Genomic DNA, 25584 nt, shown 5'->3' with positions numbered 1-25584 from the left:
AGCGCGCAGTACCCTAGTAGAGTGGCGCTGTTACCCCGCGTTGGCCTTCAGTCCTGCTGCCTGAATACCCGCCACCGCGCACGCCTCATCATTGTCCGAGGTGTCGCCGGAGACGCCGACAGCTCCGAGCAGCGTCGTACCGTCCATGATCAGTACGCCGCCGGGGACCGGCACCAGCGCGCCCTTGGCGATGGTGTTCACCGCGTCGATGAAATAGGCCTGCTCCTGCGCGCGCTGGTACAGCGCACGTGAACCCATGCCCATTGCGAGGGCGCCATAGGCTTTGCCATGCGCGATCTCGGCGCGCATCAGGCTGGTGCCGTCCTGGGCGGCGGCGATCTTGAGCACCCCGCGCGCATCCAGGATGGTCACGACCAGGGGCTTCAGCTTCAGCTCGGCGGATTTGGCGAAGGCGGCGTCGAGGATTGTTCGGGCGACGGCGAGAGAGAGTTCAGCCATGGCTAGGTTCCTTTGTAGCTGGAGACGTGGAAATGGTTTCAGCGCGATCAAGGCTCATCGCCAGCACGCGCGCGACGTGCAGCGCCTCGCGCGCTGCGCCGTCGTGGATCTGGTGGCGGCAGGAGGTGCCGTCCGCGACGATCAACGTATTCTGGTCGGCGCGCCGGACCGCGGGCAACAGCGAGAGCTCGGCCATCTCGATCGAGGCGTCATAGGTCTCAGCGCCGTAGCCGAACGCGCCAGCCATGCCGCAGCAACTCGACTCGATGGTTTCGACTTTGAGGCCCGGGACGAGCCGCAGCACCTGTTCGACCGGCTTGAAGACGCCGAAGGATTTTTGATGGCAATGGCCGTGCACCATGACCTTGTCGGCGACGGTGCCGAGGGGCAGTTGCAGCCGGCCGGCCTCGGCCTCGCGCACCAGGAATTCCTCGAAGGTGAGGGCATGCGCACCGACGGCCTTTGCCTCGCTGTCCTTGCGCAGGGAAGCGAGCTCGTCGCGAAGCGTGAGAAGACAGCTCGGCTCGAGACCGACGATGGGCACGCCGCGCGCGGCAAAGGGCGCGAAAGTGGCGACGAGCCGATCGAGCTCGGCCCGGGCTTCCTCGACGAGGCCGGCAGAGAGGAAGGTGCGACCGCAGCAGAGCGGACGGCTGCCGCTGGCGGGCTTGGGCAAATGCACGCGATAGCCGCCGGCTGTGAGCACACGCAGGGCGGCATCGAGATTCTCGCGCTCATAGATGCGATTGAAGGTGTCGGCGAAGAGCACGACCTCGCGGCCCGTGATCGGCCCGACCGCTTCAGCCGACGGCACGAAAACGTCGGTGCGGAAGGCCGGCAGCGCCCGGCGCGCGCTGATGCCGGCAAAGCGCTCGAACAGCTTTCGTAGCAGGGGGCTGTGGTTACGCAAATTCGCGATTGCGGCGAAGCGCGAGGCGAAGCCGGCGTAACGCGGGAGATAGCCGACCAGCCGATCGCGCAAGCTCAGGCCGCGGGTGGCAGCACGCGCAGCGAGCACTTCGATCTTCATCTTGGCCATGTCGACGCCGGTCGGGCACTCGTGACGGCAAGCCTTGCAGGAGACGCAGAGTTTGAGGGTCTCCATCATTTCGTCGGAAGACAGCGCATCGGGGCCGAGCTGGCCTGAGATCGCAAGCCGCAGCGTGTTGGCGCGGCCACGCGTGACGTCCTTCTCATTGCGCGTGGCGCGGTAGGACGGGCACATCACGCCGCCCTCGAGCTTGCGGCAGGCGCCGTTGTTGTTGCACATCTCGACGGCGCCCTGAAAACCGCCGCCGGCGCCGGGATAGGCCGACCAGTCGAGTTTCGTCTTCAGCTCGCCAACGCGATAGTCCGGCTTGAAGCGGAACAGCGAGCGGTCGTCCATTTTGGGCGGGTCGACGATCTTGCCGGGATTGAGCACGCCCTCAGGATCAAAGCGATGCTTCACCTCACGGAAGTCGGCGACGAGGCGCTCTCCGAACATGGTCTCGTGGAATTCGGAGCGCACCAGGCCGTCGCCATGCTCGCCGGAATGAGAGCCCTTGTATTCGCGCACCAGGGCAAAGGCCTCTTCCGCGATGGCGCGCATCGCCTTGACGTCCTTCTCCAGCTTGAGGTTCAGCACGGGGCGCACATGCAGACAGCCTTCGGAGGCGTGCGCGTACATCGTGCCGCTGGTGCCGTGTTTCGCGAACACCTCGTTCAGGCGCGCCGTGTAGTCGGCGAGATGTGGCAGCGGCACCGCGCAGTCCTCGACGAAGGAGACCGGCTTGCCCTCCTGCTTCATCGACATCATGACATTGAGGCCGGCGGCGCGGAAATCGGCGATGCCGCTCTGCAAGGCGGGCTCGGTGATCTCAACCACGCCGCCCCATTTGCGCGTTTCGTTGGTCCAGCCGAAGCCGAGATCGCCCATCAGTCCGCCGAGCTGCTTGAGGCGTACGAGATTATCGGCCTGGTCCTCCTCGGCGAATTCGACCACCAGCACAGCGTCAGGGTCGCCCTTGATCGCGGCCGAGATAGTTGGCTTGAACATCGCGATCTCGCGGCCGAGCGCGATCATGGTGCGGTCGACCAGCTCGACCGCGATCGGCTTGAGCTTCACCAGATGCTGCGCCGCATCCATCGCCGCGTAGAAACTGCCGAAATGGCAAACGCCGAGCGCCTTGTTGCGGATCACCGGCCAGAGCTTCAGCTCGACCGTGGTGGTGAAGGCGAGGGTGCCTTCGGAGCCGACCAGCAGATGCGCCATGTTGTTGCGCGCGTTGCGCGGGGTGAGCGCATCGAGATTGTAGCCGCCGACGCGGCGCTGTACTTTCGGGAAGCGCGCCGTGATCTCGTCGGCTTCGCGCATCCCGAGATTGAGCATGTCGCGGAACAGCGCGCGCATGGCCGCGCCGGCGTCGAGGTCGGAGAGATCGCGCGACACTTCACCAAAGCGGCAGAGCGTGCCATCCGCCAGCGAAGCCTCCATCGACAGCGTGTTGTCGCGCATGGTGCCGTAGCGCAGGCTGCGGCCCCCGCAGGAATTGTTGCCGGCCATGCCGCCGATGGTGGCGCGGGACGCCGTGGAGACGTCGACCGGAAACCACAGGCCGTGCTTTTTGAGCTGGCGGTTGAGGTCGTCGAGCACGATGCCGGGCTCGACCACGCAAGTGCGGCCGGCGACATCGAGGGCCAGGACCTTGTTGAGGTGCTTCGAGAGGTCGATCACCAGGCCGTCATTGACGGTCTGGCCGCATTGCGAGGTGCCGCCGCCGCGCGGGGTGACCTTGACGCCCTCCTCACGGGCGATCGCCAGCGCACGCAGGGCTTCGTCCATGGTCCTGGGCACGACCACGCCCGATGGCACGATCTGGTAGAACGAGGCGTCGGTGGCGTAGCGGCCGCGGCTGAAGCCGTCGAACAGGACGTCGCCCGTGATTTCACGGGCCAGACGCGCCTCCAGACCGTCCTTTGGGGCCGATTCCAGTGATTTTCCGGCCACTTCCGCCGCCATGATCCGCTCTCGCCTGTTTGCCAGCCCGTCTTGCCTACGGTCGCCGCCCTTGGCAAGACGAGCCCTGCTTGTTGTGCATTGACGACCTCGCAGGGGCGAGGGACAAGCCCGGCGAATAGTGATATGCGAGCGGCTCGCCGACCCGTGGATCGGGCCGCCAGACGCAAAGCCAAGATCGACTTCAAGACAGACTTCAAGACCGGGAAGGACGCCCATGACCGTGCATACTGGAAGGCATTTCCTACAGATTCCAGGACCGACCAACGTCCCCGACCGCGTGCTGCGGGCGATGGACATGCCGACGCTGGACCATCGCGGTCCGGAGTTCGCCGAGCTCGGTTTCGCGGTCCTGGCCTCGATGCAGCGGGTGTTCCGTACCAAGCAGCCCGTGATCATCTTCCCCTCGTCCGGCACCGGCGCCTGGGAAGCGGCGATGGTCAATGTGTTCTCGCCCGGCGACAAGGTCCTGATGTGCGAGACCGGGCAATTCGCCGTGCTGTGGCGCGGCATCGCCGACAAGTTCAAGCTCGACGTCGACTTTATCCCGAGCGATTGGCGCCACGGCGCCGACCTCGCCGAGATCGAAAAGCGCCTTAGCGCCGACAAGCAGCACGCGATCAAGGCGGTCTGCGTCGTGCACAACGAGACCTCGACAGGTTGCGTCACGCCGCCCCTGGAGGTGCGCAAGATCCTCGATCGCGTCAAGCATCCGGCGCTGTTGATGGTCGACACCATCTCCGGCCTCGGCTCAATGGAATATGAGCACGATGCCTGGGGCATCGACGTCTCGGTCGCGGGCTCGCAGAAGGGCCTGATGCTGCCGCCGGGCCTCGGCTTCAACGCCGTCTCCGAGAAGGCGCTCGCCGTTGCCAAGACCAATCCCGGCATGCGTTCCTATTGGGACTGGCAGGAGGTCATTTCCTTCAACAAGCTCGGCACCTTCCCCTACACGCCCGCAACCAATCTGCTCTACGGGCTGCGCGAGGCCGTGAAGATGCTGGAGGAGGAAGGGCTGGAGAACGTCTGGTCCCGCCACAAGCGCCACAGCGCGGCGACGCGAGCGGCGGCCAAGGTCTGGGGCCTGGAGACGCAGTGCCTTGATCCTGCCGCGCATTCGCCGGCGCTGACTGGCGTGCGCGTGCCTGATGGCTTTGATGCCGACGCCTTCCGCAAGGTGGTCCTCGAAAACTTCGACATGTCGCTCGGCACCGGCCTCAACAAGGTCAAGGGCAAGGTGTTTCGCATCGGTCATATCGGCCATTTCAACGACCTAATGCTGATGGGCACGCTCGCAGGCGTCGAGATGGGCCTGGATCTTGCTAAGATTCCGCACCGGAGCGGCGGCGTGCTGGCAGCCATGGACGTTCTGAAGGGACGCGACGCGGTGCCGATGACGCAGGTGGCCTGAACTATCAAAACTGCAAGAAGAAGTGAGCGCGCGATGAACGCACCGACTGCCAACGAAGACCTGCTCTACTCCGTCACGGACGGCATCGCGCGGATCACCTTCAACCGCCCGCAGGCGCGCAACGCCATGACCTTCGCCATGTATGACCGCATGGCGGAGATCTGCCAGGAGATCAACGTCGACCGCTCGATCAAGGCGCTGATCCTGACGGGCGCCGGCGACAAAGCGTTTGCCTCCGGCACCGACATCTCTCAATTCCGTGCTTTCAAGACCGCGCAGGACGCGCTCGACTACGAGGCGCGGATCGACCGCGTGCTTGGCACGCTCGAGCAGTGCCGCGTGCCTGTCATCGCCGCGATTGCGGGGGCCTGCACCGGCGGCGGCGCCGGCATCGCCGCCTGCTGCGATCTTCGCATCGGCACCGAGATGACGCGCATGGGTTTCCCGATCGCGCGCACGCTCGGCAATTGCCTATCGATGTCGAACATCAGTCGTGTCGTCTCGCTGGTCGGTCCTGCCCGCACCAAGGACCTGATCTTCAGGGCGCGCTTGGTCGAGGCGCCGGAAGCGCTTGCGCTCGGCCTGCTCACCGAGATCGTGCCCGATGTCGAGACGCTGCAAAGCCGCGCGGACGAGACCGCAAAGCTCGTCGCCAGCCACGCGCCGCTGACGCTGGAGGCGACCAAGGAGGCGGTGCGCCGTATCCGCCGCACGCTGTCGCGCGAAGAGGGCGAGGACCTGATCCTCAAGGCCTATATGAGCGAGGATTTCCGCGAGGGCATGGATGCCTTTCTCAACAAGCGCTCGCCGAACTGGAAGGGCCGTTAGCGCGCGCTCCGTCAGCCGAAAGTCATATGCGGCGGAATGTTCGCCGGCTTGAACTCGCCAGCTTTAGTCCGCACAATGCAGCGATAAAATTCCCGGCATCACAAAGCCAATAAAAACCAGGGGGCGAAATTCGTGCGAATTCCGTTGAAAGCCGTCGGAGCTGCGACGGCCTTGTTGTTGAGCGCGCCCGCCTTTGCCGGCTGGGAACCCACCAAACCGGTCGAGATCGTCGTGGCGGCGGGCGCCGGCGGCGCCTCCGACCAGATGGCGCGGATGATGCAGGCCGCGATCCAGAAGAACAATCTGATGAAGCAGCCGATGGTGGTCTCGCTCAAGGGCGGCGCCTCGGGTGCGGAAGCGTTGATGTACATGAAGTCCAGCGAGGGCGATCCGAACAAGGTGCTGATCGCCTATTCGCTGATCTACATGCTGCCGCTGTCGGCCAAGATCCCGTTCAACTGGCGCGAACTGACGCCGGTCTCGGTGATCGCGCTCGACCAGTTCGTGCTGTGGGACAATAGCGCCGGCCCGAAGACGGTGAAGGAATTCATCGCGGCTGCAAAGGCCGCAAGCTCGCCGTTCAAGATGGGCGGTACCGGCTCCAAGCGAGAAGACCACGTGCTGACCGTGTTCCTCGAGCAGAAGACCGGCGCGAAATTCTCCTATCTGCCCTATAAGTCCGGCGGGGAGGCCGCGACCCAGCTCGTCGGCAACCACACCGAATCCAACGTCAACAATCCGTCCGAGAACCTCGAAGTGTGGCGCGCCGGCCAGGTGCGTCCGCTCTGTGTGTTCGACAAGGAGCGCATCTCCTACACCACCAAGGTGACGGACACCCAGTCCTGGGCCGACATCCCGACCTGCAAGGAGGAGGGCGTCGACGTCCAGTATCTGATGCTGCGGGCGATGTTCCTTCCCGGCAAGGTCACGCCGGAACAGCAGGCGTTCTATGTCGAGCTGTTCCACAAGGTGACGCAGACCGCCGAATACAAGGACTATATGGAAAAGCAGGCGTTGAAGCCGATCTTCCTCACCGGCAAGGACATGGTGCAATTTCTCGAGGAAGACGACGCTGTCAACAAGTCGCTGATGACGGAAGCCGGCTTCGTCGCGAAGTAGCTGCTTGCTTTCACCTCGCCCCGCTTGCGGGGAGAGGCCGGATTGCGCAGCAATCCGGGTGAGGGGGACTCTCGGCGAGTCCAGTTCTCGCCGCCCTCGTGGAGCCTCCCTCTCAACCTAACCCTCTCCTCGTAAGCGGGGAGAGGGGAATTGGCCAAAGCGTTTGTTGAAACCCAATGTCCCAAACCGATCTTGAAATCGTCGTCGACGATCCGACCGCGCCCGAAGACGACTCCCCCGCCGTCGCAAGCACCAGCACGGTCGAAGTCATCGCCTGCCTGCTGCTGCTCGCGCTCGCCGCAATCCTCGGGTTCGACAATTGGCGCACCGGCGCCTCCTGGGATTCGACTGGGCCGGAGCCCGGTTATTTCCCGTTCTATCTCTCGCTCGTCCTGGGCGGCGCCAGCCTCTACGGTCTGATCGCAGCTCTCCTCGCACGTCGCGGGGCAAGCGAGACCTTCGTGACACTGGCGCAGGCGCGCCGGGTAATGGCGGTATTCCTGCCGACGCTGCTGTTCTGCCTGGTGACGCAGTTCCTCGGCCTGTACGTCGCGAGCTTCCTGCTGATCGCGGGCTTCATGCGGGCGATCGGCAAGATCGAGCTGTGGAAGTCGCTGCTCACCGCGCTGGTGTTCACGGGGGTCATGTTCGTCACCTTCGACATCGCCTTCGACGTCATCATGCCGAAGGGACCGCTCGAAGCGGCCTTCGGGTACTAGGTGGGGCCGCGATGGAAGCTTTCGGTCTCCTGCTGCACGGCTTCGGCGTCCTGCTGACGTGGAAGACGCTGGTGCTGATGATGGTCGGGCTGGTGCTCGGCATCTTCGTCGGCGTTCTGCCCGGGCTCGGCGGGCCCAATGGCGTGGCGATCCTGTTGCCACTCACTTTCACGATGGATCCCACCTCCGCCATCGTGATGCTGTCCTGCATTTATTGGGGCGCGCTGTTTGGCGGCGCCATCACCTCGATCTTGTTCAACATCCCCGGTGAAGCCTGGTCGGTCGCAACCACTTTCGACGGCTACCCGATGGCGCAACAGGGCCGGGCGGCGGAGGCGCTGACGGCGGCGTTCACGTCATCCTTCATTGGCTCGCTGGTCGCGGTGCTGCTCATCACTTTCCTTGCTCCGATGATCTCGTCCTTCGCCTTGAGGTTCGGGCCGCCCGAGTTCTTTGCGGTGTACCTGCTCACCTTCTGCTCCTTCGTCGGATTGGGACGCGAAGCCAAGCACAAGACGGTCGTCTCGATGTCGCTCGGCCTGCTGCTTGCCGGCATCGGCATGGACACGGTGTCGGGCCAGCTGCGCATGACCTTCGGCTCCGCCGAGCTCCTGCGCGGGATCAACTTCCTGGTTGCGGTGATTGGGCTGTTCGGCATCAGCGAGATCCTGCTGACGATGGAGGAGCGGCTGGCGCTACGCGGCCACGCCGCCAGCATCTCGCTGCGCGTGGTGCTGAGCGTGTGGAAGGACCTGCCGAGATACTGGGTGACGCTGCTGCGCTCCTCCTTCATCGGCTGCTGGCTCGGCATCACCCCCGGCGGGGCGATCGCGGCGTCCTTCATGGGCTACAATCTCGCCAAGCGCTTTGCCAAGGATTCGGAGAGCTTCGGCAAGGGCCGGATCGAAGGCGTGTTCGCGCCTGAGACGGCGGCGCATGCCTCCGGCACCTCGGCGCTGCTGCCGATGCTGGCGCTCGGCATTCCCGGCTCCGGCACCGCGGCGATCCTGCTCGGCGGGTTGATGGTGTGGGGGCTCAATCCCGGCCCGCTGCTATTCGTCGAGCACAAGGACTTCGTCTGGGGGCTGATCGCCTCGATGTATCTCGGCAACGTCGTCGGCCTCGTGCTGGTGCTGACGACGGTGCCGATCTTCGCCTCGATCCTCCGCGTGCCGTTCGCGGCGGTGGCGCCGATGATCGTGGTGTCCTGCGCGATCGGCGCCTATGCCATCCAGAACGCGATGTTCGACATCTGGCTGATGCTAGGCTTCGGTGTCGTCGGCTACGTCTTCAAGAAAATTGGCATCCCGCTGGCGCCGTTCACCCTTGCGCTCGTGCTCGGCAACCGCGCCGAGGACGCCTTTCGCCTGTCGATGATCGGCGCCAGTGGCGACCTCAAGGTGTTCTGGTCGAATGGCCTGGTCGGTTCGATCACGACGTTGGCGATCGTGCTGCTGTTCTGGCCTGTCATCGACGGGGTGCTGGGGCGCCTCGGCTGGACGCAGCGGACGAGAACGACGCCGCGTTAGGTAGGCCCCGTGGGTACGCAATACTGAAATCAAGGCAACGCGTCCAACAGGAGGCGAGACCCGGTTCGCGCCGGGCTATCGTAGGCGACATCAAGCGCGGCACTCACACCACCTTGGCATCCCGGAGCGTTGCGATCTCGTCGGCACTGAAGCCGAACTCCTTCAGCACCTCGTCGGTCTGCTCGCCGAATTCGGGCGGGCGCGCCACCATCCTGCTCGGCGTGCGCGACAGCGTCACGGGCTGGCCGACCAGGCGGATGTGCCGGCCCTCGTCGTTGGGCACGTTCTGCGCGATACCCAGATGCTTGACCTGCGCGTCCTCGAACATCTGGTCGATGGCATAGATCGGCCCGCAGGGCACGCCGGCCTCGTTGAGCTCGCGGACCCAGGTTTCGGTCGATTTCGTCACCGTACGCTTCTCAATCTCGGCGTTGAGCGCGTCGCGGTTCCTGGAGCGCGCCGGCGCCGTCGCGTAGTCAGGATTGGTGACGAGTTCGGGGGCGCCGACGGCGTGCGCGCAGCGCTCCCAGATCCGTCCGCCCGTCGTTGCGATGTTGATATAACCGTCCGAGGTCTTGAACACGCCGGTCGGGATGCTGGTCGGGTGGTTGTTGCCGGCCTGCTTGGCGACTTCCTTTTCCATCAGCCAGCGCGCGGCCTGGAAGTCGAGCATGAAGATCTGAGCCTGCAGCAGCGAGGTCTGCACCCACTGGCCCTTGCCGGAGACCTCGCGCTCGAGCAGCGCGGTGAGGATGCCCATGGCACAGAACAGGCCGGCGGTGAGGTCGGCGACGGGGATCCCGACCCGCATCGGACCTTGACCCGGCGCGCCGGTGATCGACATCAGCCCGCCCATTCCTTGCGCGATCTGATCGAAACCCGGTCGCTTGTGATAAGGGCCGTCCTGGCCGAAGCCGGAAATGCTGCCATAGACGATGCGCGGGTTGATCGCGGCGAGGCTCTCGTAATCGATGCCGAGCTTCTTCTTCACTTCGGGGCGGAAATTCTCGACGACGACGTCGGCCTTGGCGGCGAGGCGCTTGAACACGGCGAGCCCGCGCTCGTCCTTCAAGTTCAGTGTCATGGCCCGCTTGTTGCGGTGCAAATTCTGGAAGTCGGACCCCCGCCGCGGGCCGCCTGGCTGCTCGCCGCCAGAATCCTCGGTCAGCGCGTCGACCTTGATCACGGTCGCCCCCCAATCCGCGAGCTGCCGCACGCAGGTGGGCCCGGAGCGGACGCGGGTCAGATCGAGCACGGTGAAGCGCGACAGGGCTTCCGAGGCATGCGGAAAGGGCATCTTGGCTGGCTCCGGGAACAGATTGCGGGCCTACCATAGTGACGGATGGACCTGCGGCAAGTCTGTCGTGAGCGGACGGGCTGCGGAGCGCCCGCCGAGCGGGAATCATCTTTGCTCGGCGCGAAGGGCGAGCGGGTTCACCACCTTCTGCGCAACAGTTTCTGCCGCCCCGCGGGACAGTCTTGTTCGAGGATTGAGCGAGCAGTGAAATGGAGACTTTCGCGCAGCGGGCGTGGTGCTCGGTGCCGGCACTTATGCGCAGTCCTCGCCATTCGCTCCAATTGAGCCAGCAAATACGAGAGCCGGGTGAGCGGAATTGTCATCGCAGTATTCGAATCCTGCAATTCCCGTACTTGCCTTGGTCCACGGGCTGATCGACTTCCCTGTGTCGGGGCAGTGGACGCAGCGACTGGCTGTTGCAATCGGCATGCCGGGAGGTTGGCTGGTTTCCCTCCGAAACCTTCCAACGGAGCGGGATATCTAAGCCGAGGGTTCCCGGGGCAGGCCTTCTTTAAGCCTTGCCTGAAACGACAAATTAACATGACGGCGCACAATAGTCTGAGCTAGTCCTGGCCGGGGGCGAATCGCTGGGCCCGATGGGTGATTATGCAGAGCCGGTATGGCGAGCCTGAAGTTGAGACCAAGACGATGAGATCGAGATCTACCCAGGAAGACCTGCTCTCCGACGACCCATTCTACACGGTCGCAGGTAACAACATCCAAGGGAGTTACATATCGGCGGCTTCGGGAGGGACCTCGACCGGCGGCTCGACGTTCGGCTCGGTAATGTCCGTCAGCTCAGGCGGCATCACGATCAATCTAGTCCTCGACGCCGCGGCGCAGGCTGCGCCGACCAGCTTCAAGAACGGTCTGCAACAAGCGATCGCTATCCTTGCCGCCAACATCACAGACAAGATCACCGTTAACATTAAGATCGACTATAGCGGAACCGGGGGCGGGGCTGCGGCCGGCCCAGATTCCGGGTCCTACGAGAACTATTCTTGGGTCCGCTCGGAACTGATCAACAACGCCAGCGCCGGGGACGCCACGTTTAATAGCCTGCCCATCGGTTCGACTATTCAGGGACAGACGAACGTTGCGGTCTGGAACGCTCAGCTTAAGCTCTGGGGTGCCATCGGGGCCAACGACACCACGACGGACGATGCCAGCGCAAATTTTTCGACTGACATCAATTCAAACCTGCTGGTTGGTGTCGCGCTCCACGAGCTCACGCATGCACTAGGTCGCGTGCCCTACGGATCGGCCCCGGACGTCTTCGATTTCTACCGTTTCACGAGCCCGGGCGTACGCCTATTTTCAGGCGCCCAGACCGCGCCCGCCGCTTACTTCTCGCTAGACGGGGGCAATACCAAGCTCGCCGACTACGGCCAGAGTTCCGATCCAAGCGACTTCCTCAACAGTGGTGTGCAAGGGCCCACCGATCCCTTCAACGAATACTATACGAGCGGCACGTCCCAGGCTCTTTCTTCCGTAGACAAAGCTCAGCTGAATGCATTGGGGTTCCACTTGAGTGCGCCTGCTTCGGGCCCTCCCGTGGTAGTGGCTTCGAACTTACAGGAAACATCGAATTGGTCTCCTGTGCCACTTTCAACTCACTTCGCGTACCGCGATCCCGCCAATTTGCCGGCCGCGACATGGCGTATCCAGGACGTATCCAGCGACGGCTCAAATGCGCTGCTACTCAACGGCACTCCGTTGTCGGCCTCGTCGCCGGTGAATCTGACGCCCGCTCAGTTCAATCAGATTACCATTAGCTCAGTTAGTTCCTCGCACGACATCTGGGCGGTTGCTAGTGATGGGACTTATTGGAGCTCGCCCGTCCATTTCACTGTTTATCCCTTTGCATCCGCAGCCGTCGGCCCTCCGGTGGTCGTGGCTTCGAATTTGCAGGAGACCTTGAACTGGTCTCCTGTGCCACTTTCAACCCACTTCGCCTACAGTGATCCCGCCAATTTGCCGGTCGAGACATGGCGGATCCAGGACGTGTCCAGCGACGGCTCGAATGCGCTGCTACTGAACGGCTCTCCCTTGTCGGCCTCGTCGCCTGTGAATCTGACGCCCGCTCAGTTCAATCAGATTACCATTAGCTCAGTTACTTCCTCGCACGACATTTGGGCGGTCGCGAATGACGGGACTTATTGGAGCTCGCCTGTCCATTTCACTGTTTCCCCCTTTGCACCCGCAGCCGTCGGTCCTCCGGTGCTGGTGGCTTCGAATTTGCAGGAGACCTCGAACTGGTCTCCTGTGCCACTTTCAACCCACTTCGCCTACAGTGATCCGGCCAATTTGCCGGCGGCGACATGGCGCATTCAGGACGTGTCCAGCGACGGCTCGAATGCGCTGCTACTGAACGGCTCTCCCTTGTCGGCCTCGTCGCCTGTGAATCTGACGCCCGCTCAGTTCAATCAGATTACCATTAGCTCAGTTAGTTCCTCGCACGACATTTGGGCGGTCGCGAATGACGGGACTTATTGGAGCTCGCCTGTCCATTTCACTGTTTCTCCCTTTGCACCCGCAGCCGTCGGTCCTCCGGTGCTGGTGGCTTCGAATTTGCAGGAGACGTCGAACTGGTCTCCTGTGCCACTTTCAACCCACTTCGCCTACAGTGATCCGGCCAATTTGCCGGCCGCGACATGGCGCATTCAGGACGTGTCCAGCGACGGCTCGAATGCGCTGCTACTCAGCGGCACTCCGTTGTCGGCCCCGTCGCCCGTGAATCTGACGCCCGCGCAGTTTGCGCAGGTAACGATTGGGTCTGTCAACTCCTCGCATGATATCTGGGCAGTTGCGAACGATGGAAGCTTTTGGAGTGCGCCGGTTCACTTCAGTGTCTCACCTCCGGCGCCTACGGTGTTTCTTGATGCTGCTCACACCTCCCCACAAGACTTCGCTAGTCAGCTGATGCATCATCTTAGCGACTTTCATCTACTATGATCGGGTAGCGCAACTACAGCACGCTAGTTGTCTTCCTACCAAGCTCTTATCTTGAGTAAGCCGCGCTAGTACTGTCTGAGGGGGAGATACCGTGCCCGCTCTGGAGGTCGTACCGGCGCCGGCATCGATCAGAACGTCGCAAGTTGCGTCTTCGCCTCCTGCGCAACGCGAACGGCGCGGCAGCGGGTTATTGAGGTTCTGCGCAGGCGATGATCCCGATCCAAAGCGAGAACAGAGTTTTGGATCGCCAGCCACCACACGGAGATGCCTCGCCGTATGCGAAACCCGACTCTTACGGCTGCTTGAGAGCCGGGGCTCGCTGTCGCCCGCGCGAAAGGGTTACACTTTCGTCACGTCTGCGCCGGCGGAGCGATAAGATTACATCTAACCCAATCTCTGCATGAGACTAGTCTTTGCTCAAGGCTGGCGATTCACTAAGGCGGCGTTTGATTTCTGAAACGATAACAGAGACCAGTTTCTCTGCACCCTCGCGACTAAGATGATCGGTATCAGTGTAGAAAACGGCGTCTTTGCTGTGAGTATAGCATCGGCCGGTTTCGCGGCTGCAGAAGACCTTATCTGGATAGATAGGTACAAATCGTGGAGTACCCTCCAAGCCTTGCACGATTTGCTGAACGCGCCGATTTCGTTCCCAATACTTCGGCAAACTTGTCGTTAAGGGTAGCCGATTTTGGGAAATTAATTTGACTAAGGTGCGCGGCACGTGCCACCCGACCTCGGGTACAGGCAGCACGTAGTATACCGTAACGCCCATTTCTAAGAGACGCACCAAGGTCGTGCGCAACGCAGTCGCTGAAGCGGTCGCACGTTCGGCGTCGGTTCCTTTGAAGCCTACCGGTCGGATTGCTGCTAGCGGTCCGGGTTCTACTCCGCCTTCTCCATTGTCGAAGGTTGTGCCAGCAATGTAAGCATTGCTACGATCGTTGATTATAACATTCATGATATGATGGCTGCGCAGCGCCATAAAGACGCTTTCCTCAAACGCAGCGCATGGGGTTTTGCTTTCAGAAAGCTCGACGCCTGCGATGAAGGGGCAACCGGGATAAGTATAAACGAAAGCCGCAAGTGACAGGTCCTTCATCGCGTCGCTCAGAGGGCCTGTCAAGGTCTCTGCATGGCTATCGCCTAGCACGGCAAAAGTCGGTTCGCTGTCAGCCCGTCCGATGATGCATGCATCTTCGATGCTCTGCCGCCGGCAGTTTCTACCGTCGATCACAGCCGTCGCACGCTCTGGTTTTAGCGCAAGCAGCGTGAGTTGGTCGGCCGGAAAGCGTCGTGGAATTCCGCCGGTGAATTCGTTAAATCCAACGAAAATGAGCAGTACTGCGGAGGCAGAAGAAAGACAACGAACGAGCATCGATAAGCTGATGGTCTGTCGATGACGGAAGGGCAATTCCACGAATCGCCAGCTCAGATAAGAGAGCAGGATGCACGACGAGACGAGGCCAAGCATGGTAGGCGTGTCGGGTGCATTAACGAGATAAAGCCGGGCGAAGGAGAATACTGGTTGGTGCCACAGATATAGGGAATAAGAAATTAGGCCCATGCCGACCATCGGCCGCGTTGCTAGGAAGCGGGACACGGGGTCACAGCCGCGGCCGAACCGGATAATCAAAGCGGAGCCGCAAACAGCTAGCGCTGTGTTCCAGCCAACCGAGGTCTCGTGTACTTTAACGAGACAAACCGCAATGGCGACAAGAGCTATTCCAACCGCAGGCAACAGAGCGGCCGCCGATTCGATATAGATTGCATTATCGCGGCGTTCCAACCGCGCGAGAAGGCATCCCGTCAGCAGTTCCCATGCCCTATTATGGAAGAAATAAAAGGCTGCTGAAGGATCGGAACGATTGTTGTAGATCGCCGAACAGAATGAGATTGCGATCGCAAAGATCAGAAGTGGCGTGAGAAAGCGGGGCGCTCGTTTCCAAATTGCCATCGCGATCAGGGGAAACAGCAGATAGAATTGTTCTTCGACCGAGAGCGACCATGTATGCAGCAGGGGTGTGGTGTCGCTGGATTCGGCGAAGTAGTCCTCACGGAAATAGAAATAATCATTTGCGACAAAGAAGATCACTGCAATGATGCTGCGGCCGAAGTCGGTCAGCGGCTCGGGAGTCATCACAAGCAGGCCGATCGTGATGCTCGCCATGATTACGAGGAGCAACGCTGGGAGAATGCGTCTCGCGCGTCGTTCATAGAAGCGCGCGAGCGAAAACGAATGGCTGCCAAGTCCGTCGAAAATAATTCCGCCGATGAGGTAGCCGGAGATTACAAAAAAAATGTCGACTCCAAGATAGCCGCCGACGAAGGGTTCAAATCCGTAGAACTTCAAGTGCGCGTGGAAGAAAATGACCGAAAAGACCGCAAGCGCGCGAAGTCCATCGATTTCAGGCCGATACGCGATATTGGCATGAGTGTCTGCCATTTTGCCTCGTTAAAGTCAGCGAACGATGCCTTGTAGCACCTGGTCAAAGCCCTGCGAATTGTTGGAACCACACTATTGAGGCAGGCGGCGTTTGTGATTGTCTCGGAACTTTATTAGCGTTCATCTCGTGAACAAAAATCGGTTGACGTTCATGGCGTGAACGCGGTATTGAGCGGATATGAATCGTGGGTAGGACAACGGTGCCGGGGACTCTGCACGATCGGGAGGTGGATAGCGGGATTATCCTTGAGCTCCTGAAATCTGTTGAACGGGATGGCGGTCGATCCCAGCGTCGATTAGCGGCAGAGCTTGGCGTCGCATTAGGTCTCGTCAACGCCTACCTCAGACGTTGTATCAGCAAGGGGCTGGTCAAAGTCCAGAACGTTCCTGCGAGGCGCTACGCTTACTACCTCACTCCTAAGGGCTTCGCTGAAAAGTCTCGCCTGACAGTTAGCTATCTCGCTTCCTCATTCAGTTTCTTTCGGGAGGCGAAGGCCGACTGTATCGTGATGTTCGAGGCCGGCCGGGCAGCCGGTTTCAATTCAGTGGTTCTGGTTGGGCGCTCGGACTTGGCGGAAATAGCGGTCATCTGCGCAATTGAGTGCCAGATCGAGATCGTGGCGCTAATTGACGCGAAGAGGGAATCTGAAAGCTTCCTCGGAGTTCCGGTCGTGGCCTCCTTCGACGAGGTGACAAAGAGTTTTGATGCGGTGGCGATTACGGACCTCGATGACAGCTATGGCAGCTGGGATCGTGCTCGGTCACGCCATGGTGAGCAGCGCACACTAGTTCCGCGCCTTCTTGGCGTAATGAAGAATAGCGAGCGGCGATGACGGCGCCCAAACAGCAATGGTTTGTCGTTCAAACGCAGCCGAATTCGGAGCGACGGGCAGTGGCGAATCTGAATCGTCAGGGCTTCGAGGTTTATCTACCGCAATATCTCAAGCGCCGCAGTCATGCCGGAAAGGTTGATTTGGTTGCTGCGCCGCTCTTCCCGCGCTATCTGTTCGTGGCCCTCGACCTGATGGCCCAGCAATGGAGAGTGATCCGTTCCACGCTCGGCGTCGTCGAGCTTATCCGTCAGGGCGATCGGCCCGTGCCGCTTGCGAGCGATGTCATCGGAAGCTTGCGCGCTCGCCAGGATGATCGTGGCTTAATCCAGCTGGATCGTCCCAGTTTTCAGCCCGGGGACAAGATTCGTGTTGCCGGCGGTGCTTTCTCCGAACATCTCGGTGTATTCGAGGGCATGAGCGACCGAGAGCGCGTCGCTGTTTTGCTCGATCTGCTCGGCCGCAAGGTTCGGGTGATAATGAATATCGGCGTGATCGAAGCGGTTTGATCTCCGCTTTGGTTTCGCTCTGAATGAACTAACGTGTGATAGCGGATTGCCTCCGTTTCACCCGAAGTGCGGTAGCTTGCCAAAATGGCAGGGGTCGCGACCTTGATCGTTCTCTGCAGGCGCACTTTCATCGTCCGACAATCCAAATAAAACTGTAAGGTGTTCTGGTGAAATTGGAAGGCAAGAAGGTTCTTGTCACGGGTGCAGACGGCTTCATCGGCTCGCACCTGACGGAGCGACTTGTGTCACTTGGTGCCGAGGTTCGAGCGCTAGTCCTCTACAACAGCTTCAACTCACGCGGCTGGATCGACGATTTAGACCGAGGGATCCAAGAGCAGATCGATGTGTTCGCGGGCGATATTCGCGATCCCAACGGCGTGCGTACTGCGATGCGCGGCTGCGATGTTGTTCTGCATCTCGCTGCGCTGATCGCGATCCCGTATTCGTATCACTCGCCGGATGCGTATGTGGACACAAACGTGAAGGGTACCCTGAACGTGATGCAGGCTGCGCGCGACCTCGGCGTGGAACGCGTTGTCCACACTTCCACCAGCGAGGTTTATGGCACGGCTCGTTTTGTCCCTATCACCGAGCAGCATCCACTGCAGGGGCAGTCGCCGTATTCGGCGACCAAAATCGGTGCGGATCATTTGGCGCTCAGCTTCTTTCTCTCATTCGGAACGCCGGTTACAATCATACGCCCCTTCAACACCTATGGACCACGGCAGTCGGCGCGCGCGGTGATCCCAACCATAGTTACCCAAATTGCTTCGGGCGCTCGGCAGATCAAGCTCGGGGCGCTCAAACCAACGCGCGACTTTAATTACGTGCAGGATACGGTCCGCGGCTTTGTCGCGGTCGCCGAATGCGATCGCGCGCTCGGCGAGGTCATCAACATCGGAAGCAACTTCGAAATTTCGATCGGCGATACGGCCAAGCTCATCGCGGAGCAGATGGGGCGGGACGTCGAATTTACGCTGGACGAACAGCGGCTGCGGCCGATCGACAGCGAAGTGGAACGCCTGTGGGCGGACAATAGCCTCGCGCGCGAAGTTACGGGGTGGATTCCGGAATATGCGGGCCATGACGGCTTTCGGCGTGGCCTTGCGGAGACCATCCCCTGGTTCTGCGATCCCAAAAACCTGCGTCACTACCGCACCGGCATCTACAACATTTGACGTAAGAAAGCGATGGCCGACGCGATGATCCGTGAGCCCTTAGCAGCCAGCCATGACCTGAAATCGACCATCGTCGCCAGTGTGCGCGGACTGCTCGGCGAGGCCAAAGCGCCGATTGCACTACATGAGCCCGACTTTGCCGGCCAGGAATGGAATTACGTCAAGGACTGTATCGACACGGGTTGGGTTTCGTCCGTAGGTTCGTATGTCGATCGCTTTGAGGGTCAAATTTCCGATTTCACCGGCTGTGGTCATGCAATTGCGACGTCCAACGGAACATCCGCGCTGCACATTTGCCTGCTGCTGGCGGGCGTTGTCGCTGGCGATGAAGTGCTGGTGCCGACTTTGACCTTTGTCGCCACCGCCAATGCGATCGCCTATGCGCAAGCCGCGCCGCATTTCGTGGACAGCGAGGAGGTCTCGCTCGGTGTGGATGCGGAAAAGCTGGAAGCCCATTTGCGAGTGATCGCGCATGTGAGGGACGGAGTATGTATGAACCGGCTGACCGGTGCTCCGATTCGCGCGCTGGTCGTTATGCATGTGTTTGGCCATCCAGCGGACATCGAGGGGTTGACCGAGCTCGCGCGGCGTTGGAATCTTGTGCTGATCGAGGATGCCGCTGAATCGCTTGGGTCCTATTATGACGGCCGCCACACCGGGAACTTCGGTCGGATAGCCGCGCTTAGTTTCAATGGCAATAAGATCGTGACGACAGGCGGCGGCGGGGCGATCCTTACCAACGATCCAGTGCTTGGCAAGCGAGCCAAGCACCTGACTACGACGGCGCGCGTTGCCCATCGATGGAATTTTGAACATGATGAGATCGGCTACAACTACCGGATGCCTAACATCAACGCGGCTCTAGGATGTGCGCAGTTCGAGCGGCTGCCCACGATGTTGCAGCAAAAAAGGAATCTCGCCGCGTGTTATGAAAAGGCGTTCGCCGATGTGGAGGGCGTCCGGTTCCTGCGAGAGCCACCCGGTACGTCAAGCAATTATTGGCTCAATGCGATCGTGCTCGACAAGCGAATCAGCCCCTGCCGCGATGATGTGCTCGGCGCCCTTAACGAGAGCGGTTACGGCTCCCGGCCGCTCTGGACGCTCATGCACAAGTTACCGATGTTCCGAGCCTGTCCGCGGATGGATCTCGCGTTGGCCGAGGCGATGGAGGCGCGCCTGATCAATCTTCCCTCCAGCGCAAAGCTTGGCGCGTGAGCATAAGCCGACGCATTGGCGTAATAACGGGCAGCCGGGCCGAATACGGTCTGCTGTTCTGGCTGCTGAGCGACATTCGTGCCGACGCTGATTTCGACTTGCAACTTGTTGTAACCGGCATGCACCTGGCTCCGGAGTTCGGAAACACGGTGCGGGAGATCGAAAAAGACGGCTTTGAGATCGCTCGGCGCGTCGACATGCTGCTGTCCGGCGACACGCCCATGGCAATCGCGAAATCGGTCGGCCTTGGGGTGATCGGAATGTCGGATGCCTTGGAACTCCTCAAACCGGACATCGTGGTCATGCTCGGAGATCGTTTCGAGATCTTGGCCGCCGCTCAGGCTTGCCTTTTCCTCGGCATTCCAATCGCGCACATAGCCGGCGGGGACACGACGGAGGGAGCGATCGACGAGTCGATGCGCCACGCCATCACCAAGATGGCCCACGTTCATTTTGTCACGAACGAGCTCGCGGCCCGTCGTGTGCGTCAGCTCGGTGAGGCTCCCGAACGGATCTTCAATGTCGGCAGCCCCGGGCTCGACCATCTGCGGCGGCGACCGTTGCTCGATAGGGAGGCGCTCGAAGGTGTACTCGAGGCGCAACTTGGTGAGCGAAATCTGCTAATCACCTTTCATCCCGTCACGCTGCATGATGACCAAGGAGCGGCCGAATTCCGCGCCTTGCTGGCGGCGCTGGACGATCTCGACCCTTCGATCCGGCTGTGGTTCACCAGACCGAACGCCGACGCGGGAGGACGGGCGATGGCATTGGCGTTGGATGCATGGGCCGCCGCCAATGGCTATCGGGCAAAGGTCTTTACCTCGCTAGGGCAATTGCCGTATCTCAGCCTGATGGCACATGCGACGGCAGTCGTCGGCAACTCGTCGAGCGGTCTTTACGAAGCTCCTTCGCTTGGCATCGCAACCGTCGATATTGGGGATCGCCAGAAGGGCCGACTCGCGGCCTCATCGGTCCTCCATTGTGCCGGGGAGCCGGAGGCGATTCGACAAACGATCAATCGTGCAATCACGCTCGACTGCCGCGACACACTCAATCCCTATGGGGACGGTCACTCGTCAAGTCGCATTCTAGATGCGCTGCGCTCGCTGCCGGGTCGTGCCAAACTGCTGCGAAAGTCCTTTAACATGACGGGGCCGTCCGTTGAGTGAATCTGTCTGGATCATTGCGGAGGCTGGCGTCAATCACAATGGAGCGATCGATCGTGCGTTGCAGCTTGTCGATGTGGCAGCTGATGCCGGAGCAGATGCCGTCAAGTTCCAGACCTTCAGAGCCGACAAGCTCGCGACCGCAAGGGCGGCCAAGGCAGACTATCAACGCACCAACACGGGCGAATCGAATTCTCAGCTCGAAATGCTGCGCGAGCTCGAATTGTCGGCCGATGATCACCGGCGAATAGTGGAGCGCTGCCGGCAAAAGGGAATCGCATTCATGTCGACCGCATTCGATGTGGAGAGCCTCCTCATGCTCGAAGGGTTCAACGTGCCGGCTATTAAGATCCCGTCCGGCGATCTCACAAGTGCGGATCTGCTGCTGAGTGCAGCGCGATTGCGTCGCAAGCTGATCATGTCAACTGGAATGGCGACCCTCGGCGAAATCGAAGAGGCTCTGGGAGTTGTAGCGTTCGGACTCACCATGCATCGGCCCCCGACCCGCAGGGCTGATTTCCAATTGGCCTATCTAAGCGCAGCGGGCCGAGACGCGCTTCGCAGTAACGTAACTCTTTTGCATTGCGTTACGGAATATCCAGCCGAGCCCGATATTGTGAACTTGCGTGCGATGGATACGATGGCCTGCGCCTTTGGGTTGCCGGTCGGATATTCCGATCACACCATGGGCATAGAGGTTTCGCTCGCGGCGGTTGCGCGCGGAGCAAAAGTAATCGAAAAGCACTTCACTCTGGATCGTACGTTGCCGGGCCCGGATCACGCGGCTTCGCTTGAGCCCGCCGACCTCAAGCGAATGGTCTCCGGCATCCGTAATATCGAGCGTGCTCTCGGCAGTGCAATCAAAGGGCCGGTCGCGGCTGAGCTGCGCAACAGATCGGTCGCTCGCCGAAGCTTGGTCGCGGCCCGCCGGATCGCCCAAGGCGAGGTCTTTGCGGCGGAGATGATTTCGGCGAAGCGACCGGGCGACGGCCTCTCGCCAATGGAGGCATGGAACCTGATCGGACGTCGCGCCACCCGTGACTACGATCCCGACGAACAGATCGAGCCATGAACCAACCCGTCATCATCATTGGAGCTGGCGGGCATGGTTCAGTGATCGCAGATGCGTTGCTAGAATCGGGTATCCAGGTGCTTGGCTTCACCGACCGCGATTCGCGACGGTGCGTCGACAGCTCTCTCGGTCTCGGTATCTTGGGCGCCGACGAGCAGGTGCTCGCAAACCACTCCCCGGGGAGCGTCGTTGTAGCGAACGGAGTAGGCGGTGTCGGCAGCAACGAACAGCGACGACAGGTGCAAATGAGAATCGAGCAACTCGGTTGGCGCTTTGCGACTGTGCGCCACCCATCGGCGATCGTATCGCGAGGAGCCACAATCTCGGGCGGCGCGCAACTACTTGCTGGCAGCGTCATCCAGATCGGCGCCGTCGTCCACGCCGGCGTGATCGTCAACACCCGCGCGGTGATAGAGCATCACTGCGACATCGGCTGCTTTGCTCATATCGCACCAGGCGCGGTTGTGTGCGGCGAGGTCGAGATTGGTTCGGGAAGCCATATCGGAGCCGGAGCTGTCGTTAAGCAAGGCGTTCGACTTGGTCCGAATACGCTGGTTGGGGCGGGTGCTGTAGTGGTCCGGCATTTCGAAGGCAATGGGACCTTGCTCGGTGCGCCGGCACGCCGCGTGGAAAGTCGATCATGAAGAGCTGGGAACGCGTATTGATTGCTCCGAGCGCGCCATTGCACGATGCTCTTGAGATGATCGATAAAGCTGGGACCAGGATGGTGCTAGTGGTCGATGAGACTCGACGCCTGCTGGGTTCGTTGAGCGACGGCGACATTCGCCGCGGGTTGCTACGAGGCCTAACGCTCACTGAACCCGTAACCTCCGCCATGCATGTCGGCCCTAAGACAGCCGATGTCGGCGAGCGGCAGGACGTGATCCTTGCCCGGATGCGCAAGCTCGGTCTGTATCAGATGCCGGTAGTTGACGCTGCAGGCACGGTCGTCGGCCTTGAAACCGTTGACGATCTGCTGGCAACGCCGCTCCGCGACAATCCAGTCGTCATCATGGCCGGCGGGCGCGGAGTGCGGCTCGCGGAACTGACGCAGGATACGCCGAAACCCATGCTGAGGGTCGGATCACGGCCGCTACTCGAGACAATCGTCATGAGTCTTGCGATGCAAGGCTTCAGCAAGATTCATCTCGCGGTAAATTACAAGGCCGAGCAGATCGAGCAGCATTTCGGTGACGGTTCGGCTTTCGATGTCGAGATCAGCTATCTTCGCGAGCGGAAGCCCATGGGAACGGCTGGGGCCCTCAGCCTGCTCGCTGATACTCCAACGTTGCCCATGATCGTCACCAACGCCGATCTGCTGACGAAGGAAGATTACGGCAACATGCTCGATCGCCATGTAGAGGCGAAGGCGCATGCCACGATGGCCGTTCGGAACTATGAGATGCAAGTTCCATTCGGTGTTGTGAGAGAAGGCGAGGGCGGCATCGAAGCGATCGACGAGAAGCCGATCCAGCGCTTCGTCGTAAGTGCTGGCATTTATGTGCTGTCGCCCGAGGTGCTGAAACTCATTCCCAAGGAGCAGCCGGTCGACATGCCTGCGCTGTTCGAGCTTGTTATGCAGCGCAATCTGCGGACGCGCTGCCACCATATCGACGGGTACTGGCTCGATATCGGACGGATGGCCGATTACGAACGTGCCAATCTCGATTTTGCGGAGATATTCAGATGATCGAGCACCGGAGAGTGCTTGGCCTGATCCCCGCGAGGGGCGGTTCGAAGGGGCTGCCTGGCAAGAATATTCTCACTGTGGGTGGACGTCCGCTGCTGCAATGGAGCATCGATGCCGCGCGACAATCGCGCTATATCGATCGATTGGTATTGTCATCTGACGACCCCGCGATCATGCGAATCGCGGCGAGCGCCGGCTGCGAGGTGCCGTTTCGTCGGGACGATGAGCTGGCGAGCGATGAAGCGAGCTCAATCGACGTGGTTGTGGATGCGCTAAATCGTCTGCCGGGGTACGATATTGTGGTCCTGCTGCAGCCAACGTCGCCGCTCCGCACCGTAGCCGATATTGATGGGGCCATCGAGCGGCTGGTATCAAGCCGCGCGCCCGCTTGCGTAACGATCTGCGAAGCGGAGATTCATCCGTATTGGATATTTCGCCTGGATGACAGCGGCCGGCTCGCGCGGTTCGCCGAGCCGCCTGGCGACATGCCGTTGCGGCGACAAGACCTGCCGACGGCATGGTCCTTGAATGGAGCTGTCTATGTCGCCGATTGCAGCTGGTTTCTTAAGAGTCAGACGTTCCTTTCATCCGCAACTGTTGGATATCCAATGCCAGCCGATCGCTCGCTCGATATCGATACCGCCGAAGATTTCGAACGGGTGCTACGGATCGCGGAAAATGCTCGCAACGTCCCGTGATGCCGGATCGAGGTAGATCAAGATGCAAAAGCAAGATGTCCTAACCAAGTACAATCTGTCGCCCAAGGTGCGGTTTTGCAAGCTTTGCACCGTTTCAAACCAGCGGCCGCGCATCAGTTTCGACGAACATGGGGTCTGCTCGGCCTGCAACTTTGCTAGGTTCAAGCGCGAAAAGATCGATTGGGCGGAGCGCGAGCGCGAGCTTATCGATCTTTGCAATCGGTTTCGTCGCAGCGACGGTGAGTTCGACGTCATCGTTCCCTGCAGCGGCGGAAAGGACGGAAGTTTTGTTGCCCACCAGCTCAAATACAAGTATGGCATGAACCCGCTCACCGTGACCTGGGCCCCGTTGCTGCCAACGGAGATCGGACGGAGAAATCTCGACGCCTTCATCCGCGCTGGTTTCGATAACATATTAGGCACGCCGAATGGGCAGACAACACGAAAGCTGACGCGGCTCGCGTTCCGGCACCTTGGGGATCCGTTCCAGCCGTTCATCTACGGGCAGACCAACTTCCCTCTTCAGATCGCCGTCAAGCATCGGATTCCGCTGATTATGTACGGCGAGAACGGTGAGGTCGAGTACGGTGGCGATATGAAGAACGCCTTTCGACCGACGCGAGAAATCGCCGATCACGACAAACATTATTTCTCGGGCCTACCGCCTGAGTTCTGGACCACGCACGGTGTCACCGCAGCTGATCTTAAGCCGTTCATGTCGCCCGACTATGAGTCGATCATGAATAACCACACCGAAATACATTTCTTCGGGTACTACAAGTTCTGGGATCCGCAAGAGAACTTCTACTATTGCCGCGAGCACACCGGCTTCGAGCCGAACACCGAGCGCTCGGAGGGAACCTATTCGAAGTATGCGAGCCTGGATGATCGCATTGACGGCTTTCACTACTATCTTGCCTACGTCAAGTTCGGCATTGGCCGCACAACATCGGACGCCGCTCATGAAATTCGCGACGGCAAGATCACTCGGGAGGAGGGTGTTGCACTTGTCAAGCGCTACGACGGCGAGTTCCCGCAGAAACACTTTCACGACTTTCTCGACTATAGTGGGATTAGCAGTGAGGAATTTCATGAAATCCTAGACTCCTGGCGGTCGGATCATCTCTGGCGCAAAGTCAGTAATGGATGGGAGCTCAAGCAGCCGGTCTGGCTCGAACAGGAAAGCACGGCGGCTGAAACGGCATGAAGCGCATCAGGCTGATTCCGCGCCTCGACATCAAGGGACCCAATCTGATCAAGGGCGTGCATTTGGAGGGCCTGCGCGTGGTCGGCGATCCTCAGGTGTTCGCTCGGCGCTACTACGAGCAGGGCGCGGATGAACTGCTTTATGTCGATGTGGTGGCAAGCCTCTACGGCCGAAATAACCTGCATGATATCGTCGCCCGCGCAGCGCGCGACATCTTTGTTCCCCTTACGGTAACGGGGGGGATCCGGTCCGTTGATG

Annotated in this window: 21 protein-coding genes; 17 read left to right on the top strand and 4 right to left on the bottom strand. The window is 60.7% G+C overall.

The genetic code is table 11. The annotated features are described in order from the left end of the window. Window positions 1–30 precede the first annotated feature (30 nt). Window positions 31–459, bottom strand: a complete 429-nt coding sequence (locus IF809_RS23025; RefSeq protein ID WP_462838631.1) for a GlcG/HbpS family heme-binding protein — start codon at window positions 457–459, stop codon at window positions 31–33. Further along, window positions 452–3460, bottom strand: coding sequence for an FAD-binding and (Fe-S)-binding domain-containing protein (locus IF809_RS23020; protein WP_462838630.1), 3009 nt, complete (start codon window positions 3458–3460; stop codon window positions 452–454). The genes IF809_RS23025 and IF809_RS23020 overlap by 8 nt, the downstream gene beginning before the upstream one ends. 214 nt (window positions 3461–3674) lie before the next feature. Between IF809_RS23020 and IF809_RS23015 the strand changes: the two genes are divergently transcribed. From IF809_RS23015 to IF809_RS22995, 5 genes are all read left to right on the top strand, one after another. Next, window positions 3675–4868 (top strand): pyridoxal-phosphate-dependent aminotransferase family protein, encoded by a 1194-nt coding sequence (locus tag IF809_RS23015; RefSeq protein WP_462838629.1) that lies wholly within the window; start codon window positions 3675–3677, stop codon window positions 4866–4868. A 33-nt stretch (window positions 4869–4901) separates the two neighbouring features. After that, the gene (locus tag IF809_RS23010; protein ID WP_462838628.1) at window positions 4902–5696 is read left to right on the top strand and encodes an enoyl-CoA hydratase/isomerase family protein; all 795 of its coding nucleotides are present in this window, start codon (window positions 4902–4904) and stop codon (window positions 5694–5696) included. 132 nt (window positions 5697–5828) lie between these two features. Next, entirely contained in the window at window positions 5829–6815 is a 987-nt protein-coding gene (locus IF809_RS23005; protein WP_092300290.1) for a Bug family tripartite tricarboxylate transporter substrate binding protein, read from the top strand. Between the two features lie 176 nt (window positions 6816–6991). Then, on the top strand, window positions 6992–7534 hold the full coding sequence (locus tag IF809_RS23000) for a tripartite tricarboxylate transporter TctB family protein (protein ID WP_462838627.1): 543 nt from the start codon (window positions 6992–6994) through the stop codon (window positions 7532–7534). Between the two features lie 11 nt (window positions 7535–7545). Then, window positions 7546–9063, top strand: a complete 1518-nt coding sequence (locus IF809_RS22995; RefSeq protein WP_462838626.1) for a tripartite tricarboxylate transporter permease — start codon at window positions 7546–7548, stop codon at window positions 9061–9063. 103 nt (window positions 9064–9166) lie between these two features. Here IF809_RS22995 and IF809_RS22990 read toward each other — a convergent pair whose 3' ends face one another. Next, a complete protein-coding gene (locus IF809_RS22990) occupies window positions 9167–10360 on the bottom strand; it encodes a CaiB/BaiF CoA transferase family protein (protein ID WP_462838625.1) in 1194 nt (397 codons plus the stop codon). Between the two features lie 606 nt (window positions 10361–10966). Here IF809_RS22990 and IF809_RS22985 point away from each other — a divergent pair. Continuing rightward, window positions 10967–13315 (top strand): NF038122 family metalloprotease, encoded by a 2349-nt coding sequence (locus IF809_RS22985; RefSeq protein WP_462838624.1) that lies wholly within the window; start codon window positions 10967–10969, stop codon window positions 13313–13315. A gap of 406 nt (window positions 13316–13721) precedes the next feature. Here the strand turns inward: IF809_RS22985 and IF809_RS22980 are convergent, their stop codons facing one another. Then, window positions 13722–15761: an acyltransferase family protein gene (locus IF809_RS22980; RefSeq protein WP_462838623.1), complete on the bottom strand. Its 2040-nt coding sequence runs from the start codon at window positions 15759–15761 to the stop codon at window positions 13722–13724. A gap of 185 nt (window positions 15762–15946) precedes the next feature. Here IF809_RS22980 and IF809_RS22975 point away from each other — a divergent pair, with 185 nt between their 5' ends. From IF809_RS22975 to IF809_RS22925, 11 genes are all read left to right on the top strand, one after another. Beyond that, window positions 15947–16594, top strand: a complete 648-nt coding sequence (locus IF809_RS22975) for a winged helix-turn-helix transcriptional regulator (RefSeq protein ID WP_462838622.1) — start codon at window positions 15947–15949, stop codon at window positions 16592–16594. Next, a complete protein-coding gene (gene nusG, locus IF809_RS22970; RefSeq protein ID WP_462838621.1) occupies window positions 16591–17100 on the top strand; it encodes a transcription termination/antitermination protein NusG in 510 nt (169 codons plus the stop codon). Before IF809_RS22975 ends, nusG begins: the two co-directional genes overlap by 4 nt. 167 nt (window positions 17101–17267) lie before the next feature. Next, window positions 17268–18278: an NAD-dependent 4,6-dehydratase LegB gene (locus IF809_RS22965; protein WP_462838620.1), complete on the top strand. Its 1011-nt coding sequence runs from the start codon at window positions 17268–17270 to the stop codon at window positions 18276–18278. A 12-nt stretch (window positions 18279–18290) separates the two neighbouring features. Further along, window positions 18291–19493 (top strand): LegC family aminotransferase, encoded by a 1203-nt coding sequence (locus tag IF809_RS22960; RefSeq protein WP_462838619.1) that lies wholly within the window; start codon window positions 18291–18293, stop codon window positions 19491–19493. Then, complete coding sequence (gene neuC / locus IF809_RS22955; protein WP_462838618.1) at window positions 19490–20662, top strand: UDP-N-acetylglucosamine 2-epimerase; 1173 nt, start codon at window positions 19490–19492, stop codon at window positions 20660–20662. The genes IF809_RS22960 and neuC overlap by 4 nt, the downstream gene beginning before the upstream one ends. Continuing rightward, complete coding sequence (gene neuB / locus IF809_RS22950; RefSeq protein ID WP_462838617.1) at window positions 20655–21731, top strand: N-acetylneuraminate synthase; 1077 nt, start codon at window positions 20655–20657, stop codon at window positions 21729–21731. Before neuC ends, neuB begins: the two co-directional genes overlap by 8 nt. Further along, entirely contained in the window at window positions 21728–22375 is a 648-nt protein-coding gene (locus IF809_RS22945) for an acetyltransferase (RefSeq protein WP_462838616.1), read from the top strand. Before neuB ends, IF809_RS22945 begins: the two co-directional genes overlap by 4 nt. Continuing rightward, window positions 22372–23421, top strand: a complete 1050-nt coding sequence (locus tag IF809_RS22940; protein WP_462838615.1) for a nucleotidyltransferase family protein — start codon at window positions 22372–22374, stop codon at window positions 23419–23421. Before IF809_RS22945 ends, IF809_RS22940 begins: the two co-directional genes overlap by 4 nt. Beyond that, window positions 23418–24119 (top strand): acylneuraminate cytidylyltransferase family protein, encoded by a 702-nt coding sequence (locus tag IF809_RS22935; RefSeq protein WP_462838614.1) that lies wholly within the window; start codon window positions 23418–23420, stop codon window positions 24117–24119. The genes IF809_RS22940 and IF809_RS22935 overlap by 4 nt, the downstream gene beginning before the upstream one ends. A gap of 22 nt (window positions 24120–24141) precedes the next feature. Continuing rightward, entirely contained in the window at window positions 24142–25326 is a 1185-nt protein-coding gene (locus tag IF809_RS22930) for an N-acetyl sugar amidotransferase (RefSeq protein ID WP_462838613.1), read from the top strand. Beyond that, the coding region (locus tag IF809_RS22925; RefSeq protein WP_462838612.1) for a HisA/HisF-related TIM barrel protein at window positions 25323–25584 on the top strand (262 nt) is incomplete at its 3' end. The genes IF809_RS22930 and IF809_RS22925, both read left to right, overlap by 4 nt.

This window comes from Bradyrhizobium sp. UFLA06-24 (assembly GCF_054967145.1).
Note: the sequence above shows the minus strand (reverse complement) of the source record. Positions and strands in the feature narration are given on the sequence as shown.

Bases quoted from the DNA above. Each gene is read 5' to 3' on its own strand.
- IF809_RS23025 (WP_462838631.1), bottom strand. From the start codon at position 459: ATGGCTGAACTCTCTCTCGCCGTCGCCCGAACAATCCTCGACGCCGCC.
- IF809_RS23020 (WP_462838630.1), bottom strand. From the start codon at position 3,460: ATGGCGGCGGAAGTGGCCGGAAAATCACTGGAATCGGCCCCAAAGGAC.
- IF809_RS23015 (WP_462838629.1), top strand. From the start codon at position 3,675: ATGACCGTGCATACTGGAAGGCATTTCCTACAGATTCCAGGACCGACC.
- IF809_RS23010 (WP_462838628.1), top strand. From the start codon at position 4,902: ATGAACGCACCGACTGCCAACGAAGACCTGCTCTACTCCGTCACGGAC.
- IF809_RS23000 (WP_462838627.1), top strand. From the start codon at position 6,992: ATGTCCCAAACCGATCTTGAAATCGTCGTCGACGATCCGACCGCGCCC.
- IF809_RS22995 (WP_462838626.1), top strand. From the start codon at position 7,546: ATGGAAGCTTTCGGTCTCCTGCTGCACGGCTTCGGCGTCCTGCTGACG.
- IF809_RS22990 (WP_462838625.1), bottom strand. From the start codon at position 10,360: ATGCCCTTTCCGCATGCCTCGGAAGCCCTGTCGCGCTTCACCGTGCTC.
- IF809_RS22985 (WP_462838624.1), top strand. From the start codon at position 10,967: ATGCAGAGCCGGTATGGCGAGCCTGAAGTTGAGACCAAGACGATGAGA.
- IF809_RS22980 (WP_462838623.1), bottom strand. From the start codon at position 15,761: ATGGCAGACACTCATGCCAATATCGCGTATCGGCCTGAAATCGATGGA.
- nusG (WP_462838621.1), top strand. From the start codon at position 16,591: ATGACGGCGCCCAAACAGCAATGGTTTGTCGTTCAAACGCAGCCGAAT.
- IF809_RS22960 (WP_462838619.1), top strand. From the start codon at position 18,291: ATGGCCGACGCGATGATCCGTGAGCCCTTAGCAGCCAGCCATGACCTG.
- IF809_RS22945 (WP_462838616.1), top strand. From the start codon at position 21,728: ATGAACCAACCCGTCATCATCATTGGAGCTGGCGGGCATGGTTCAGTG.
- IF809_RS22940 (WP_462838615.1), top strand. From the start codon at position 22,372: ATGAAGAGCTGGGAACGCGTATTGATTGCTCCGAGCGCGCCATTGCAC.
- IF809_RS22935 (WP_462838614.1), top strand. From the start codon at position 23,418: ATGATCGAGCACCGGAGAGTGCTTGGCCTGATCCCCGCGAGGGGCGGT.
- IF809_RS22930 (WP_462838613.1), top strand. From the start codon at position 24,142: ATGCAAAAGCAAGATGTCCTAACCAAGTACAATCTGTCGCCCAAGGTG.